The sequence below is a fragment of the uncultured Phascolarctobacterium sp. genome, from assembly GCF_934190775.1.
Classification (GTDB): Bacteria; Bacillota; Negativicutes; order Acidaminococcales; family Acidaminococcaceae; genus Phascolarctobacterium_A.
In genome coordinates, this window is sequence record NZ_CAKPTG010000011.1 from 17,678 (window position 1) to 32,174 (window position 14,497).

13 protein-coding genes are annotated in these 14,497 nt (G+C 46.6%); all 13 read left to right on the forward strand.

Annotated elements, in window-relative coordinates; genetic code table 11:
- Positions 1-87: 87 nt before the first annotated feature.
- The 13 genes from Q0G26_RS07165 (at position 88) to pheA (ending at position 14,496) form a co-directional block, all read left to right on the forward strand.
- Positions 88-1,140: an iron ABC transporter permease gene (locus Q0G26_RS07165; protein ID WP_293829409.1), complete on the forward strand. Its 1,053-nt coding sequence runs from the start codon at positions 88-90 to the stop codon at positions 1,138-1,140.
- Positions 1,140-1,904: an ABC transporter ATP-binding protein gene (locus Q0G26_RS07170; protein ID WP_293829410.1), complete on the forward strand. Its 765-nt coding sequence runs from the start codon at positions 1,140-1,142 to the stop codon at positions 1,902-1,904. The genes Q0G26_RS07165 and Q0G26_RS07170 overlap by 1 nt, the downstream gene beginning before the upstream one ends.
- 21 nt (positions 1,905-1,925) lie before the next feature.
- Positions 1,926-3,425 (forward strand): nitrogenase component 1, encoded by a 1,500-nt coding sequence (locus Q0G26_RS07175; protein WP_293829413.1) that lies wholly within the window; start codon positions 1,926-1,928, stop codon positions 3,423-3,425.
- Complete coding sequence (locus Q0G26_RS07180) at positions 3,425-4,642, forward strand: nitrogenase component 1 (protein ID WP_293829414.1); 1,218 nt, start codon at positions 3,425-3,427, stop codon at positions 4,640-4,642. Before Q0G26_RS07175 ends, Q0G26_RS07180 begins: the two co-directional genes overlap by 1 nt.
- Positions 4,635-5,462: a radical SAM protein gene (locus Q0G26_RS07185; protein WP_293829416.1), complete on the forward strand. Its 828-nt coding sequence runs from the start codon at positions 4,635-4,637 to the stop codon at positions 5,460-5,462. The genes Q0G26_RS07180 and Q0G26_RS07185 overlap by 8 nt, the downstream gene beginning before the upstream one ends.
- 136 nt (positions 5,463-5,598) lie before the next feature.
- The gene (locus tag Q0G26_RS07190; RefSeq protein ID WP_293829417.1) at positions 5,599-6,339 is read left to right on the forward strand and encodes a sulfite exporter TauE/SafE family protein; all 741 of its coding nucleotides are present in this window, start codon (positions 5,599-5,601) and stop codon (positions 6,337-6,339) included.
- A 521-nt stretch (positions 6,340-6,860) separates the two neighbouring features.
- A complete protein-coding gene (gene aroF / locus Q0G26_RS07195; protein WP_210683909.1) occupies positions 6,861-7,874 on the forward strand; it encodes a 3-deoxy-7-phosphoheptulonate synthase in 1,014 nt (337 codons plus the stop codon).
- 110 nt (positions 7,875-7,984) lie between these two features.
- Positions 7,985-8,998 (forward strand): 3-deoxy-7-phosphoheptulonate synthase, encoded by a 1,014-nt coding sequence (aroF, locus tag Q0G26_RS07200; protein ID WP_293829419.1) that lies wholly within the window; start codon positions 7,985-7,987, stop codon positions 8,996-8,998.
- Between the two features lie 30 nt (positions 8,999-9,028).
- Positions 9,029-9,913: a prephenate dehydrogenase gene (locus Q0G26_RS07205; protein WP_293829421.1), complete on the forward strand. Its 885-nt coding sequence runs from the start codon at positions 9,029-9,031 to the stop codon at positions 9,911-9,913.
- On the forward strand, positions 9,913-10,977 hold the full coding sequence (aroB, locus tag Q0G26_RS07210) for a 3-dehydroquinate synthase (protein ID WP_293829423.1): 1,065 nt from the start codon (positions 9,913-9,915) through the stop codon (positions 10,975-10,977). Before Q0G26_RS07205 ends, aroB begins: the two co-directional genes overlap by 1 nt.
- 6 nt (positions 10,978-10,983) lie before the next feature.
- Positions 10,984-12,285, forward strand: a complete 1,302-nt coding sequence (gene aroA / locus Q0G26_RS07215; protein ID WP_293829424.1) for a 3-phosphoshikimate 1-carboxyvinyltransferase — start codon at positions 10,984-10,986, stop codon at positions 12,283-12,285.
- A complete protein-coding gene (gene aroC, locus Q0G26_RS07220) occupies positions 12,282-13,376 on the forward strand; it encodes a chorismate synthase (protein WP_293829425.1) in 1,095 nt (364 codons plus the stop codon). The genes aroA and aroC overlap by 4 nt, the downstream gene beginning before the upstream one ends.
- 1 nt (position 13,377) lies before the next feature.
- On the forward strand, positions 13,378-14,496 hold the full coding sequence (gene pheA / locus Q0G26_RS07225; protein WP_293829427.1) for a prephenate dehydratase: 1,119 nt from the start codon (positions 13,378-13,380) through the stop codon (positions 14,494-14,496).
- Position 14,497: the final 1 nt, after the last annotated feature.

The window sequence follows — 14,497 nt, forward strand, 5'->3', positions numbered from 1 at the left end:
TATCTTTTTAGCTGTCGCACATTCTGTGCGGCAGCTATCTCCATAATTAAAACTATCCTATTAACGTGCTAATTAAAGGGAACTTTTATGAAAAAAATGCAATTTTTTCTAACATTATTTGTTTTAACACTAGTATTGTGTTGTTCGTTTATCTACTCTTTGAGTATTGGTGTAGTGAATATTAGTTATATTGATATTATCAATATACTTTATTATAATATGATTGATATACAATCGCAGGCTGGGCAAAATCTTTTGCAGTCTGTAAATGCTTCCGTTATTTTTGATTTACGTTTGCCAAGAATAATAATGGCAGTTTTATCAGGTAGCGCTTTGGCGCTTGGCGGCGTAGTTATGCAGGCCTTAATCCGCAATCCTTTAGCAGATCCTTATATTCTTGGAGTATCGTCCGGCGCAGCAATGGGAGCAACGGCAAGTATAATTTTAGGCATGTTTAGCAGCTTCGGTCTCTATGGTGTGTCGATAGGTGCTTTTTGTGGCGCTCTTTTAGTTACCTTCACTGTTTTTGCTATTACTTATACAACAGGTGCAGCGCAAAATAACACAAAGCTTATCTTGGCTGGTACTGCATTAAATGCTATTTGCAGTGCAAGTACAAGCCTTTTGGTTTACCTGGCCAAGGATATAGATGGTATTCGTGATGCGACATTTTGGATTATGGGTAGTATGGGGAAGGTTACCTGGGACTATTTACCGTTTGTGGCTGTAGCCTTTATTGTTTTAGCATTTTTCTTTATCTATAATTTCCGCATTCTCAATGCTTCTCTTTTAGGTGAAGATATGGCATTGATACTAGGTGTATCTTTAGAAAAAAGCAGAATGATTTTTTTGACAGCCGTTGCTATATTAGTTAGCATGGTGGTAGCTGCAACGGGAATAATTGGTTTTGTTGGTCTTGTTATACCGCATATAGTGCGTATTATCTGCGGAAATAATCATTTGAAATTATTACCATATTCTATGCTTGGCGGGGCGATTTATATGCTGTGGTGTGATGTATTGGCACGTAGTCTGTTGATAAAAACAGAATTACCGATAGGTATATTGACAGCTTTCATTGGCGGACCGTTTTTCTTATATTTAATGTGCAGTAAAAAATATGGATTTGGTGATAAGTAATGGAAATACAGACAGAAGCGATGGATCTTGCTATTGATGATAAAAAAATAGTAGAAAAAATAACTTTGCAAGTAAAAAATAAAGAGTTCGTTGGTCTTATAGGTCCTAATGGTAGTGGAAAATCGACTATTTTACGCGCGTTATATCGTTCTCTAAAGCCTCAAAGTGGTAGGATTTTTTTCGATGGGGAGGATTTAGAGACGATATCTTTACAGCAAACAGCTCAAAGGCTGGGAGTAATGAAGCAGAATAGTACTCTGAACTTTGATTTTAAGGTGCTTGATTTAGTCCTTATGGGACGCACTCCTTATAAAAAGCCTTTTGAGCTTGATACGCAGGCCGATTATAAGCTGGCACAGAGTGCTCTTGCTGCTGTAGGACTTAATGGTTATGAAGAACGCCTTTATAACAAGCTTTCCGGTGGTGAACAGCAAAGAGTTATGATTGCAAGAGTTCTTACTGGTCAGCCACAAACTTTGCTTTTAGATGAAATGACTAATCACCTGGATTTGTATTATCAATTCCATTTATTAGAATTGATTAAAAATATGCAGGTTGAGGTTTTAGCAGTGATGCACGACTTGAACCTTGCCGCTAAATTTTGCCAAAAGCTTTATTTGTTAAAAGCGGGCAAGATTATTGCTTATGGTAAGACAAAAGATGTGCTTTGTTCTCCTGTTATAGAAGAAACCTTTAAAATTAAAATAAAACCTTATAATGATGAAGATGGTCAGTTGCATTTGCTATATAAGGATGCAAAATAGTACAAAAGGAGCTGAACGCCATTGAACCAATATTATCAGGATAACATGCTCTTGGGCATGAACCCTTCCAGCTATCTGCATCGCTATGCCGTCAACGGCAAGGTGTCGGGAAACCTTGCCTGCATCAGCGAAATCAAAAATGCCGCCGTGGTTTTATACAGTCCGCGTGGCTGCGGCTTTCATTATCGTTGTCATGTGCGCAGCGGACAAAGTCCGGTTTATGAGCTGGAATGTGCGGATTTGCGCAACAAAGATGTAATTTTCGGCGGTGAAAAAAAGCTGATGGCATTACTGCAAAAGGTGGAGCGTGAGCAAAAGCCGGAGATTATTTTTCTCTTGCCATCCGTGGTGTCGGATATTATCAATGATGATTTGCCAGGCCTGGCCTGCAGCCTGCAGCCGCAGTTCAAAGCAAAGCTCGTTCCGATTACGTCGCAGGTTTTTTCGCATATGGACAAGAGCAACGGCCGCAAGGTTTTGCGTGAAAAGGCTTGCCAAAAGCAGAAGCAAAAGTTTTCTTCCAGTGCTGTATATCCCGGTTGCGGTTATGTAGAGGTGATGGACGCACTGGTAGAGCAGGTGATGGAGCCTCAAAGAGTACAGCCGCAGAGCGTAAATATTGAAGCTTTTGTCTGGGGGTATAACGGTGAGGATAAGCTGCAGGGCATGAGCGAGATGCTGCAGAAAATGGGGATTACCGTCAATGCCTATCTGCCTGCCGCTGATTTGCAGACAATCAAAAAGGCTCCGCGGGCAGCGCTGAATATTGTACGTCGCAAAAAATGGGCATTGGCGATGGAGCAGCGCTTTGGCACGCCGTTTCTGCATGTTGCCGATATGCAGGAATGGCATGGCATCGAAGGAATCAGTGATTTGTACAGGCAAATAGGAAAAATGCTTGGCTGCGAGGATGCTGTTGAACGCGTGCTGCAGGCAGAATATGAACGGGTTGCCGCCCGTTATTATGAGCTGCGTGCAGAATTTGCTAAGCACAAATTTTGCCTGATTGCGCATGGTATTGCGTATTTGCCGGATGCTCTGCGTGTTTATCAGCAGGATTATGGTTTGCCGATTAAAAAAATCTGCATTATCATGAATCCTTCCTACCAGGCGGAAACAGGCTTGGATGATGCAATGATGCAGAGGTTTAAGGATAGGATAGAGCTTGCCAAAGCGGAATACGGTTGCGAGGCAGAAGTTTTGCTGGAGCCTGCGGAGGAGACTTTGCGTGAGGCGGCACAGAGCTGTGATTTTGTTATCTGCAACGGTCATCCGCGATATGCTTCTTTGGATGTGCCGGTGCTCTATAATTTGTTTGAACGCTCGGTGTGGAATTATCAGGGTTTTGTGGATATTATGGAAGAGGTTTGGCAGATGCTGCAGCGACCGCAGCGAACAGGCAGCAGTCTTTTGCTGAGCAAGCTGGCCTATGACCCGGTATTTTATCCGATGCGCGAGGCTGATAAAGACAGTAAAGCATCACGCGAACTGTATAGCAGAGTATGGAGGCAGAGAAAATAATGAAACCATTAAGTAGCTGTGCGTTGTTTGGTGCTGTGCGTGCTCTTGGAGGTATTAAGGATACCTTAATTCTGCAACATTCCGTTGTCGGTTGTCAGTGGGGAAGCTTGGCATTCAGATATGCTGGCAAGCCTTATGATGTACGTCAGGCCTCCGATGTTATCTATGATGAAGATGTTGTTAATGGTGGCGAGAAGGTCTTGCGTAAGGCTTTGCAGGAAGCGGAGCGTATTTTTACGCATTGCGGTGCGGTATTTGTAGTCAGTGGCTGCGTGCCGAATATGATCGGCGATGATGTGGACGGTATTTTGGCTACTACCGAAGGTTCGCAAAAATTGTTGCATGTAAAAGCGCCCGGATACGCAGGTAATATCGACAGCGGTGCAGAAGCAGCTTATCTGGCGTTGTTGCCATTGCTCCAACCTGCGGAGAAAAAAGAAGCTGCCACGATAAATATTCTTGGCATAATGAATGATGATCCCTATGCGGATAATGATTTGGCCGAGCTAAAGAAATTTTTAGGTTCTAAGGTTAAAATTAACTGCGCGCTGCAGGATTGCAGCTTGCGGGATATTGCAGCAATGCCGCAGGCAGAACTGAATATCTGCTTTGGCTATGGTGAGCTGTTGGCACAAAAGATGCAGGAAAAATTTGGCGTGCCGTATATCAAATGTGCTTATCCTTATGGTGTGGCAGGCATGCAGAAGTTTTTGCGTCAGATGGGCGAAGCGTTGAACATTGATTTTTCCGATGAGCTTGCCGAACTGGAAGCTGCTGCGAAAAAGCTTGTTTATCGCAGTGCTGATTATCTGGTGAATCTGTATCAGCTGCCGGTGGCTTTGGCTACGGACAAAGCACATTTAGAGGGTTTACAGAGCTTTTTTGCCGAAGAACTTGGCATGCGCGTTGTAATCGCAGAGGATACAGCGGAATTTAGCTTGGATAAAATGGCGGAGGCTGCTAAGCAATATAAACCTGTATTGCTGTGCGGTTCTTCGTTCTTAAAGAATTTGGCTGATACATATCAGGTGCCGTTAGTGCGCTGCGCTTATCCTGCCTTTGACCGGCTGTGCTTTACCGATAATACGCTAGTCGGAGCGCGTGGCGCTGCTTTATTTATCGAGCAGATTGTTAACGGTGCCTTGCAGCAGCAATATAAAACAGATGGCCGATATGCCGGCTTGCGTGAAAGTATTTGTGAGGTAAATCATGAGTGAGCTTGAAACACATCCCTGTTTTACAGCTAAATGCAGCGATTATGCCCGCATTCATTTACCAGTCGCACCAATATGCAACATGCAGTGCAACTATTGCCTGCGCAAATATAGCTGTGTAAATGAAAGTCGTCCCGGTGTTGTGGCTCGAGTCATGGTACCGGAGGATGCAGTCGACTGGTATCTGCAGATGAAGGCCAAGGTGCCGAAGCTTACGGTAGCAGGTATTGCCGGCCCCGGCGATGCGCTGGCCAACTGGCCGGCGGTCAGCAGAACGCTGAGGATGATTCGTGAGATTGATAAGAATGTTTTCTTCTGCCTTTCGACTAATGGTCTTTATCTGCCGAAGTATGCCAAGGAAATTGCAGCCTTAGGCGTTGATTATGTTACGGTGACGGTTAATGCAATTACCAGCAATACAGGCGCGCATATTTACAGCTTTATTAATGATGAAGGCAAAAAATATGTCGGTGAAGAGGCCGCGGCGCTGCTGCTAGAAAGACAGATAGAAGGATTGCGGCTGCTTGGTGAATATGGCGTAAAGGTGAAGATCAATACGGTGGCGATACCCGGCGTTAATATCCAGGAAATCCCGGCGATTGCCAGACGTATGGCCTTGCTGGGAGCGAAGCTGCAGAATATTTTACCGATGCTGCCGGTGGAGGGTACTGGCTTTGCGCATTTTGCGGAGCCTGCGGCTGAAGAAATTTCTCAGCTGCGTCAGGTTTGCAAACAGTGGATGCCGCAGATGCAGCATTGCAACCGCTGTCGTGCAGATGCCGTGGGCGCTTTGGTTAATCCCTGCGTTTTAGAAGAAAGCTGAAATTGAAAATCCGTGTAAACAGAAGGCTGACTTTGCTTTACACGGATTTTTTGCTTTAATATGGCATTTAATTTGACGGCAATTACTGCTCTTGCTACAATTAAAATAACAAAATTAATTGTTAAGGGAGAAGCTAATGGATTGTACTGCGATTATTTTGACAATCGGGATTATTTTTGCTGCGTCATTTTTTTCTACGGTTTCCGGCTTTGGCTTTGCATTGGTGGCCATGCCTGTACTTACACTGGTGATGTCGGTAAAAGCGGCGGTTATTTTTGTACTGCTGTTGAATTTGGTTCTGCGGGCGATTACTATGTACAGGGTGCGCGACGGCTTTGATAAAGAAACAGTTATTTTGACGACATTGGGAAGTATCATTGGCATGGTACCGGGAAGCTGGGTGTTGAAGGTGCTGCCTGCGGCACAGCTGGAGGTGTTTTTGGGAGCGGTGCTTGTGGCTGCCACGATTTTGTTGAGCCTGCAATGTACGCTGCCGATAAAAAATAAAACCTGCGGACGTTTGGGTGCAGGTATTTTGAGCGGTTTTTTCGGCGCATCTACAAGCGTCAGCGGACCGCCGCTGGTTTTATATTTTCTTAACGAAAAACTGCCTAAGGATGTTATGCGGGCTAACATGATCTGGTTCTTTGGCTTAAGCGGCTTTTTGACGGTGCTGATAAATTATTTTTACGGCAATGTCAGTGGCACCGTTGATTGGAGTTTGCTGCTGTACACTATACCGGTGATGCTTTTGGCTATCTGTTTGGGAGAAAAATTTTTCTATCGCCTGAATCAGCATCTGTTCCGTAAGCTGGCGTTGGCGGTGGTGCTTATAGGAGCGCTGATGCTGCTGTGGAGCGGGTGGCAAAATTTATAAGTAGGTTTAAAATAATGCTGTCTTATAAACCAGCAGTAATATTTTGTGTTACTGCTTTTCAGATAGCGTTATTACTGTAACCTAGTTTACAATAATAGTGCGATAAGATAAAAAATAAATAAAATTTGGCTTTTTCCTTGACGTTTGCAGACTGATAGGAGTAAAATAACCTCAATCGCTGATTGCGGCGATAAATTTTGAAGCATAAGGAAATGCTGAAGTTGTTGCAGGTGAAAATGATGGAATCTAAAATGATGAACACTGCAATTGAATATGGTTTTTATTACGCACCGGTATTTAACTATTATTTTAGCACCGGTTATTTTGCATGGGAAAAATCATATAGCAGTAATCATCGTATTGGAGACTATAAATAGTATTTGCGAGCGCAGTGCTTGCAATTAAGATTTAGCTTTTACAGCAGGCTCTTTTACGGGAGCCTGCTTTTTTTGTAGCATGGTAGCTTATAGCAGTATGGTAAATTAAATGACAAGGGTGTCAGAACGAAGGGGAGACAATTTATGGTAATAGTATTCAAGCCGGGAGCACCGGAGGAAAATAAAGCGAAGATGCGCAGCAATTTGGAAAGCAAGGGCTTCCAAATTAACGAAATCAACGGTGTCAACATGACAATCTTCGGTATCATCGGTGACACGAGCACACTTGATATCAATATGCTGCGTATTGATGATGCGGTAGACAAGGTAATGCGTGTGCAGGAACCGTTCAAACGGGCCAACCGCATGTTCCATCCGCAGGATTCCGTGATTAATGTCGGCGGTGTTGAAATCGGCGGACGTAAGATTCAGGTTATCGCAGGTCCGTGCTCCGTAGAAACGCAGGAGCAGGTTACAGATATTGCCAAGTCCATCAAGCTTGGCGGAGCCTCAATGCTTCGCGGCGGCGCCTTCAAGCCCCGCACATCGCCTTATTCCTTCCAAGGCTTGAAGGAGGTTGGCCTGGAATATTTAAAAGGTGCCAAAAAGGAAACAGGCCTGCCTATTGTAACAGAAATTATGTCACCGTATATGATTGAGCGCTTTGTAGAGGATGTAGATTTGATTCAGGTCGGCGCTCGCAACATGCAGAATTTTGAACTGCTGAAGGAATTAGGCAAAACCAATAAGCCGATTTTGTTGAAGCGTGGTCTGGCAGCAACGATTGAGGAATGGCTGATGGCGGCGGAATATATCATGAGCGAGGGCAACGAAAACGTTATCCTTTGCGAACGCGGTATCCGCACCTTCGAAACATATACGCGCAACACACTGGATGTAAGCGCAATTCCCGCTGTGAAAAAGCTCAGCCATCTGCCGGTAGTAGTTGATCCGAGCCATGCGGCAGGCTTGTGGTGGATGGTAGAGCCTTTGGCGAAGGCTGCAGTTGCAGTCGGTGCCGACGGACTTTTGATAGAAGTCCACAACAATCCGGAAGCAGCGCTTTGTGACGGCGCTCAGTCCTTAAGACCTGAACGCTTCGCCAGACTGATGGGCGAGCTGAAGGGCATTGCCAGAATTGTCGGCAGAGATATGTAAGTCAAGGCATTATCCCTTAGCAATATAAAAAAGCGTAAGGGTTTGTAATAACTCCTGATCTGGGAGTAGTATTGTAGCATTGTAGATTAGATTAAAGGAGAGATTTTATCATGATTATCGTATTCAAACAAAATGCAACTGTTGAGGAAAAAACTAAGCTGAAAAACCAATTAGAAAGCAAGGGCTTTCAGATTCATGCCAGTGATGGCGTAAATGCTTCTCTGTTTGGTGTTGTTGGTGATACCAGCGCTTTGGATATTAACCTTTTACGTGTTGTTGAGGGTGTAGAAAAGGTAATGCGTGTGCAGGAGCCCTTCAAACGTGCGAACCGCATGTTCCACCCCGAAGACAGCATTATCGATGTTGCAGGCAGAAAGTTCGGCGGCAAAAAGCTGCAGGTTATCGCAGGCCCCTGTTCCGTAGAAACCCAGGAGCAGGTTACGGAAATTGCCAAGGATGTTAAGGCTGCAGGCGCTACGCTGATGCGTGGCGGTGCTTTTAAACCCCGCACCTCTCCGTACTCTTTCCAAGGTTTAAAGGAACAAGGTTTGGATTTCCTGAAAAATGCCAGAGCAGCAACCGGTCTGCCGATTGTTACGGAAATCATGTCACCTTACATGGTGGAACGCTTTGTTGAAGATGTTGACCTGATTCAGGTCGGTGCCCGCAATATGCAGAACTTTGATCTGCTGAAGGAATTGGGCAAAACCAATAAGCCTATTCTGTTGAAGCGCGGCTTGGCGGCAACGATTGAGGAATGGCTGATGGCAGCGGAATACATTATGAGCGAAGGCAACGAAAACGTTATCCTTTGCGAACGCGGTATCCGTACCTTTGAAACCTACACCCGCAATACGCTTGATGTAAGTGCTATTCCTGCAGTAAAAAGACTCAGCCATCTGCCGGTAGTAGTTGACCCGAGCCATGCAGCAGGCATGTGGTGGATGGTAGAACCTTTGGCTAAGGCAGCAGTTGCAGTCGGTGCAGACGGTTTGTTGATTGAAGTACATAACGATCCGGAAGCAGCATGGTGCGATGGTGCCCAATCCTTGAAGCCGGACCGCTTTGCTAAGCTGATGGGCGACCTCAGAGGCATTGCGAACATTGTCGGCAGAGAGTTATAATAGTAGTATGGCAGATTAGGAGTGATTTTTTTGGAAGCTGATTTTGGTGGCGAAAATAGAAGTACAAGGTGGCAGGAGCTCAGCTTTGCTATCGTTGGCATGGGGCTGATTGGCGGCTCTTATGCCAAAGCATTGCGCAAGCTGGGCGTTAAGCAGATTATCGGTATAGAGCGTGATGCAGCAACATTGCAGGAAGCGAAGCAGCAGGGCTTGCTTGATATTGGCATGACTGAGCCTGATAACCGACTTAAAGAGGCCAACGTAATTATCTGCGCTATTTATCCTGAAGCAATCGTGGGCTTTATAGCTGCAAACGTTGATTTCTTTAATGAAAGCGTTTTGCTGACTGATGTTGCAGGCATTAAAAACGATATGATCAGCAGAGGCCAGGCACTTTTAAAGGGTGGCATGGAATTTATTTCCGGCCATCCGATGGCCGGACGCCAGGGCAGCGGCTTGGGCATGAGTGATGCGCATATTTTTCAGAATGCGAATTACATCATCGTGCCGGAAAAGCATAACACACAGGCTGCTATCAGCTGGCTGGAGCAATTTGCTTTGGCTCTTGGCTGCAAGCATACTGTGCAGGTGACACCGGCGCAGCATGATGCCACGATTGCCTATACCAGCAATTTGCCGCATGTTACTGCGGTAGCGCTCATGGACAGCGCTTCCTTTGATGATAAGACAAAGTACTTCGTTGCCGGCAGCTTCCGAGATGGCACTCGTGTAGCAGATATCAATCCTGAATTGTGGTGCAATCTGTTCCTGGCCAATAGGGAAAAGGTTGCGGATGAAATAGACAGATATATGGAGCAGCTGGTGCTGTGGCGCGACGCTCTGCGCAGTGATGACGGCGAAAAGCTGAAGGAGCTGATGCGCAAGGCGGGAGCACGGAGAAGGGAGCTTTTTTAATGAAGAAAATTCATGTTGCATTAGGCGTTCATGCCTATGATATTGAAATAGCCGCCGGCCTGCTGCCGCAGGTCGGCTCTAAGGTTGCAGCTTTGCTGCCGAAGGCGCGCAAGGCGGCCATTATCAGCGATACAAATGTTGCACCGTTATATGCAGCAAAATTACAGGCTAGCCTCGAAGAGGCTGGCCTTGTTGTGCATAAGGTGGTAATTGAAGCCGGTGAGCAGAGCAAGAACATGCAGGTGCTCAGCGATGTATTGGAGCAGCTTGCTGCAGCAGGACTCACGCGCACCGACGTTGTGCTGACGCTTGGCGGTGGTGTTGTCGGTGATTTGGGTGGTTTTGCCGCTGCCAGCTTTATGCGTGGCATTGCCTTTGTGCAGATACCGACTTCGCTTTTGGCGCAGATTGACAGCAGCGTTGGCGGTAAGGTAGCGGTAGATTTAAAGGCAGGCAAAAACCTTGCCGGTGCTTTTTATCAGCCAAAGGCTGTGTTTATCGACACAGATTTACTGGCAACGCTTTCTACACGTTTTCTGCACGATGGTCTGGCAGAAGCGATTAAATACGGCTGTATTAAGGATGCAGCGCTTTTTGAAAAAATTGCCGGCTATGCTGATGATGCGGAGCTTTTGACAGATATTGACAGCGTTGTTGCTACCTGCTGTGCTATCAAAGCGCGCATTGTAGAGCAGGATGAATTTGATACGGGCCTGCGGATGCTGCTGAATTTCGGTCATACCTTGGGACATGCGGTAGAGCAGCATTTCGGCTACAGCTGCTTTACGCACGGTGAGGGCGTAGCGATTGGCATGTATCAGCTGACTAAGCGCACCGAAGAGCTGGGAATGACAGCCAAAGGCAGCGCCGAGCGTATTAAGAGCGTACTTGAAAAGTACAATTTGCCGTTGACTGCGGGCGTAGAAAAAGCGCAGCTGCTTGATACAATGGCAAGAGATAAGAAAAAGAACGGCAACAGCATTACCCTCATTATTTTGCAGCAGATAGGCGAGGGCGTACTGCAGAAAGTAGATTGGCAGGAAGTGCCAAAGTATTTGGGGTGAGGCTAAATGGAAAAGGTAAAAATTTATCCTGCAAAATTGGCAGGAACGGTGCAGGTTCCGTCATCTAAAAGCATGGGACACAGAGAAATTATCTGTGCAGGTCTGGCAGGTGGCACCAGTATTGTTGATAATATAAGCATGTCCAAGGATATTGAAGCAACGATGCGCGTTTTGCGTGCTATGAACGTGAGCGTGGACGAAATCCCCAGCATGCTAGAGGGACGTAAGGCTTTGCAGATTACGGGCACAGGTCATCCGATTGCGGCGGCAGATAATGTTGACTGTGGTGAATCCGGTTCGACCTTGCGTTTTTTCATTCCTTTGGGAGCAAATCTTGGCTGTCCGCTGACCTTTATCGGTCACGGAAAGCTGGTATCGCGTCCTTTGCAGGCGTATTACGATATTCTGGATAAGCAGTTTGTGCAATATTTTAATGATAATGGCAATCTGCCCTTGACGGTCAACGGTCACCTGATGCCGGGTAAATTTGAGCTGCCGGGAGATGTCAGCAGTCAGTTTGTCAGTGGTCTGCTTTTTGCTTTGCCGTTATTAAAGGGTGATTCCGAAATTATCATCACATCGCCGTTGGAATCTGCTTCTTATGTAGATATGACATTGAATTGCCTTGCGAAGTACGGTGTTAAAGTGGAAAATGTAGATGGCGCACACCGTCATTATCTTGTGCCTGGCAAGCAGCGTTTCAAAGCGCAGGACAGCAAGGTTGAGGGCGACTGGTCGCAGGCAGCATTCTGGACTGTTGGCGGTGCTTTGGGCGCAGGCATTACCGCAAGCGGTGTAGACTTTGCTTCGCTGCAGGGTGATAAGGCTGTGGTAGAAATTATGCAGCGCATGGGTGCTGATATTGCCAAAACAGATGACAGCGTAACTGTAAACAGCGGCGCAACGCAGGCAACGGTAATAGATGCTTCTGACTGTCCAGATATTATTCCTGTGCTTACCGTGCTGGCGGCAGTCAGCGAGGGAACAACGAAGATTATCAACGCAGGACGCTTGCGTATCAAGGAATGCGACCGGCTGGCGGCTATGACGAGTGAATTAAATAAAATGGGTGCGGCGATTACGGAAGAGCCTGAGGGACTGACAATTAGCGGCAAGCCGGAAGGCTTGCGCGGAGGCGTAGAGGCAGATGCCTGGAACGACCACCGTATTGCCATGAGCCTGGCAATTGCTGCACAATGCTGCGCAGAACCGATTACATTAACCGGTGCGGGCAGCGTAAGCAAGTCTTATCCTGACTTCTGGCAGGATTACCAAAGCGTAGGCGGAAAAATTGAGGTGCTGGCATGAGCGGAATTTTTGGCATGAATATAAAAATGGCGATATACGGCGAATCGCACGGCAAATCCATCGGCGTAGTGCTGGATGGACTGCCGCCGGGACTGGCGCTTGATGAAGCAGCGATTGCTGCTGAAATGGCGCGTCGTGCTCCCGGACAGAATGCGCTGAGCACGGCACGCAAGGAAAGCGATACGGTAGAAATCCAAAGCGGCTTCTTCAATGGCTTTACGACAGGTACGCCGCTGTGCGCGCGTATTGTCAACAGCGACCAGCATTCCAAGGATTACAGCATTCTTGCCGATAAGATGCGCCCCGGTCATGCGGATTACGCAGGCCATGTACGTTATCAGGGCTTTAATGATTATCGTGGCGGCGGCCATTTTTCCGGTCGCCTGACAGCACCGCTCGTTTTTGCCGGTGCTGTGGCCAAGCAGGCTTTGGCGCAATATGGTATTATTGTCGGTTCGCATATTCTGCAGATTAACGATATCCAAGAAGAGCGCTTCAATCCAATGGGCGTAAGTGATGCAGAATTGGCAGAGCTGCATGCGAAAAAGTTTGCGGTTATGGATGATGCTGTCGGCGAAAAAATGCAGGAGCGCATTTTGCAGGCCAAGAGCGAGCTTAACAGCGTAGGCGGTGTAATTGAAGCCATTGCACTGCATTTGCCTCCAGGTATCGGCGCACCGTATTTTGATTCCGTGGAAAGCATGCTGAGCCATGCGCTGTTTTCCGTGCCTGCTGTTAAGGGCGTGGAGTTTGGCGACGGCTTTGGCTTTGCCGGGCTAACCGGTGCTGAAGCGAATGACGCTTTGCATTACGTTGACGGCAAAGTGCTGGCATTGACAAACCACAACGGCGGCGTTACCGGCGGCATTACCAACGGCATGCCTTTGGTAGTGCGCGTAGCCATTAAGCCGACACCGTCGATTGCACGCGAGCAGCAGACAGTGAGCCTTAAGGAGCAGGCTGATACAACACTTGCTATCGTCGGCAGGCATGATCCTTGCATTGTGCAGCGTGCTGTGCCTGTTATCGAAGCAGTGGTAGCGTGGACGCTGTGGGATTTACTTTTAGAAGCGAAGAAATGGGAGAAATAAGATGCAGGAGCTTGATTTAGAAAAAATCCGCAAAGAAATAGACAAGGTTGACCAGCAGCTGGCAGACGTACTGGAAAGCCGTCTGCAGTTAGTTATGCAGGTAGCTGCCTATAAAAAATCCAAGGGACTGCCTGTTAAGGACAAGAATCGTGAAGCCAAGGTTATCGAAAAGGTAGCAGGTTTTTTGGAAAATAAGGATTATTCCGTTGCTGTGAAAAATATTATGCGCGGTATTATTGACCAGGCCTGTCTGTTGGAAGAAACTGCTCTGGCTGAAGTAAATGACAAAACATTTGAAGTAGCCTGCTTCGGTCCGGCAGGTTCCTTTACACATCAAGCGTTGGAGGAATATTTTCACGGACGTCAATACAACCGTCATCATTTCCAGACCTTCGAAGAAGTAATTTCCAGTATCAGCGATGGCACTATGGATTACGCCGTGCTGCCGATAGAAAATTCTTCGACAGGCGGTATTACCGAGGTATATGATTTGCTGCGTCAGTATGACTACAGCATTGTAGGCGAGCAGTGCGTAAAGATTGAACAAAATCTTTTAGGCTGTGAGGGTGCGTCGCTTGGCACGATTAAAACAGTGTATTCTCATCCGCAGGGCTTGAAGCAGTGCGCTGATTTCTTCCATGATTATCCGGATATAGAGCAGGTTCCTTATTTCAGTACCTCTAAGAGTGCGGAGGAGGTTGCCGAAAAGCAGGATGTAACCTTAGGCGCTATTGCCGGCAAGCAGGCAGCGGAGCTTTACAACCTGAAGATTATTGCTCCGGCCATCAACAGCAACAGCAATAATTATACCCGTTTTGTTATTATTGCCAAAAAACCGGAAATCGTAGCGAACGCGAATAAGATTACCTTGATTGTTGCCGTGAAGCACGAAACAGGCTCGTTGTATAAAATGCTGGCCAGCTTCTACCATATGGGCCTGAATATGCTGAATCTGGAATCGCGTCCGATTGTCGGCAAAACGTGGGAATACTTTTTCTACATCGATGTCACCGGTAATCTGGCAGATCCGCTGGTTATCGATGTAATGGAAGAAATAAAATCTAAGAGCACCTATTGCAAGGTTCTTGGCAATTATCGTGCTTACGAGCGAAAGGAATAAA

What these genes read in the sequence shown, in the direction of transcription:
- Q0G26_RS07165 (WP_293829409.1), top strand. Translation starts at nt 88, where the DNA reads ATGAAAAAAATGCAATTTTTTCTAACATTATTTGTTTTAACACTAGTA.
- Q0G26_RS07170 (WP_293829410.1), top strand. Translation starts at nt 1,140, where the DNA reads ATGGAAATACAGACAGAAGCGATGGATCTTGCTATTGATGATAAAAAA.
- Q0G26_RS07180 (WP_293829414.1), top strand. Translation starts at nt 3,425, where the DNA reads ATGAAACCATTAAGTAGCTGTGCGTTGTTTGGTGCTGTGCGTGCTCTT.
- Q0G26_RS07185 (WP_293829416.1), top strand. Translation starts at nt 4,635, where the DNA reads ATGAGTGAGCTTGAAACACATCCCTGTTTTACAGCTAAATGCAGCGAT.
- Q0G26_RS07190 (WP_293829417.1), top strand. Translation starts at nt 5,599, where the DNA reads ATGGATTGTACTGCGATTATTTTGACAATCGGGATTATTTTTGCTGCG.
- aroF (WP_210683909.1), top strand. Translation starts at nt 6,861, where the DNA reads ATGGTAATAGTATTCAAGCCGGGAGCACCGGAGGAAAATAAAGCGAAG.
- aroF (WP_293829419.1), top strand. Translation starts at nt 7,985, where the DNA reads ATGATTATCGTATTCAAACAAAATGCAACTGTTGAGGAAAAAACTAAG.
- aroB (WP_293829423.1), top strand. Translation starts at nt 9,913, where the DNA reads ATGAAGAAAATTCATGTTGCATTAGGCGTTCATGCCTATGATATTGAA.
- aroA (WP_293829424.1), top strand. Translation starts at nt 10,984, where the DNA reads ATGGAAAAGGTAAAAATTTATCCTGCAAAATTGGCAGGAACGGTGCAG.
- aroC (WP_293829425.1), top strand. Translation starts at nt 12,282, where the DNA reads ATGAGCGGAATTTTTGGCATGAATATAAAAATGGCGATATACGGCGAA.
- pheA (WP_293829427.1), top strand. Translation starts at nt 13,378, where the DNA reads ATGCAGGAGCTTGATTTAGAAAAAATCCGCAAAGAAATAGACAAGGTT.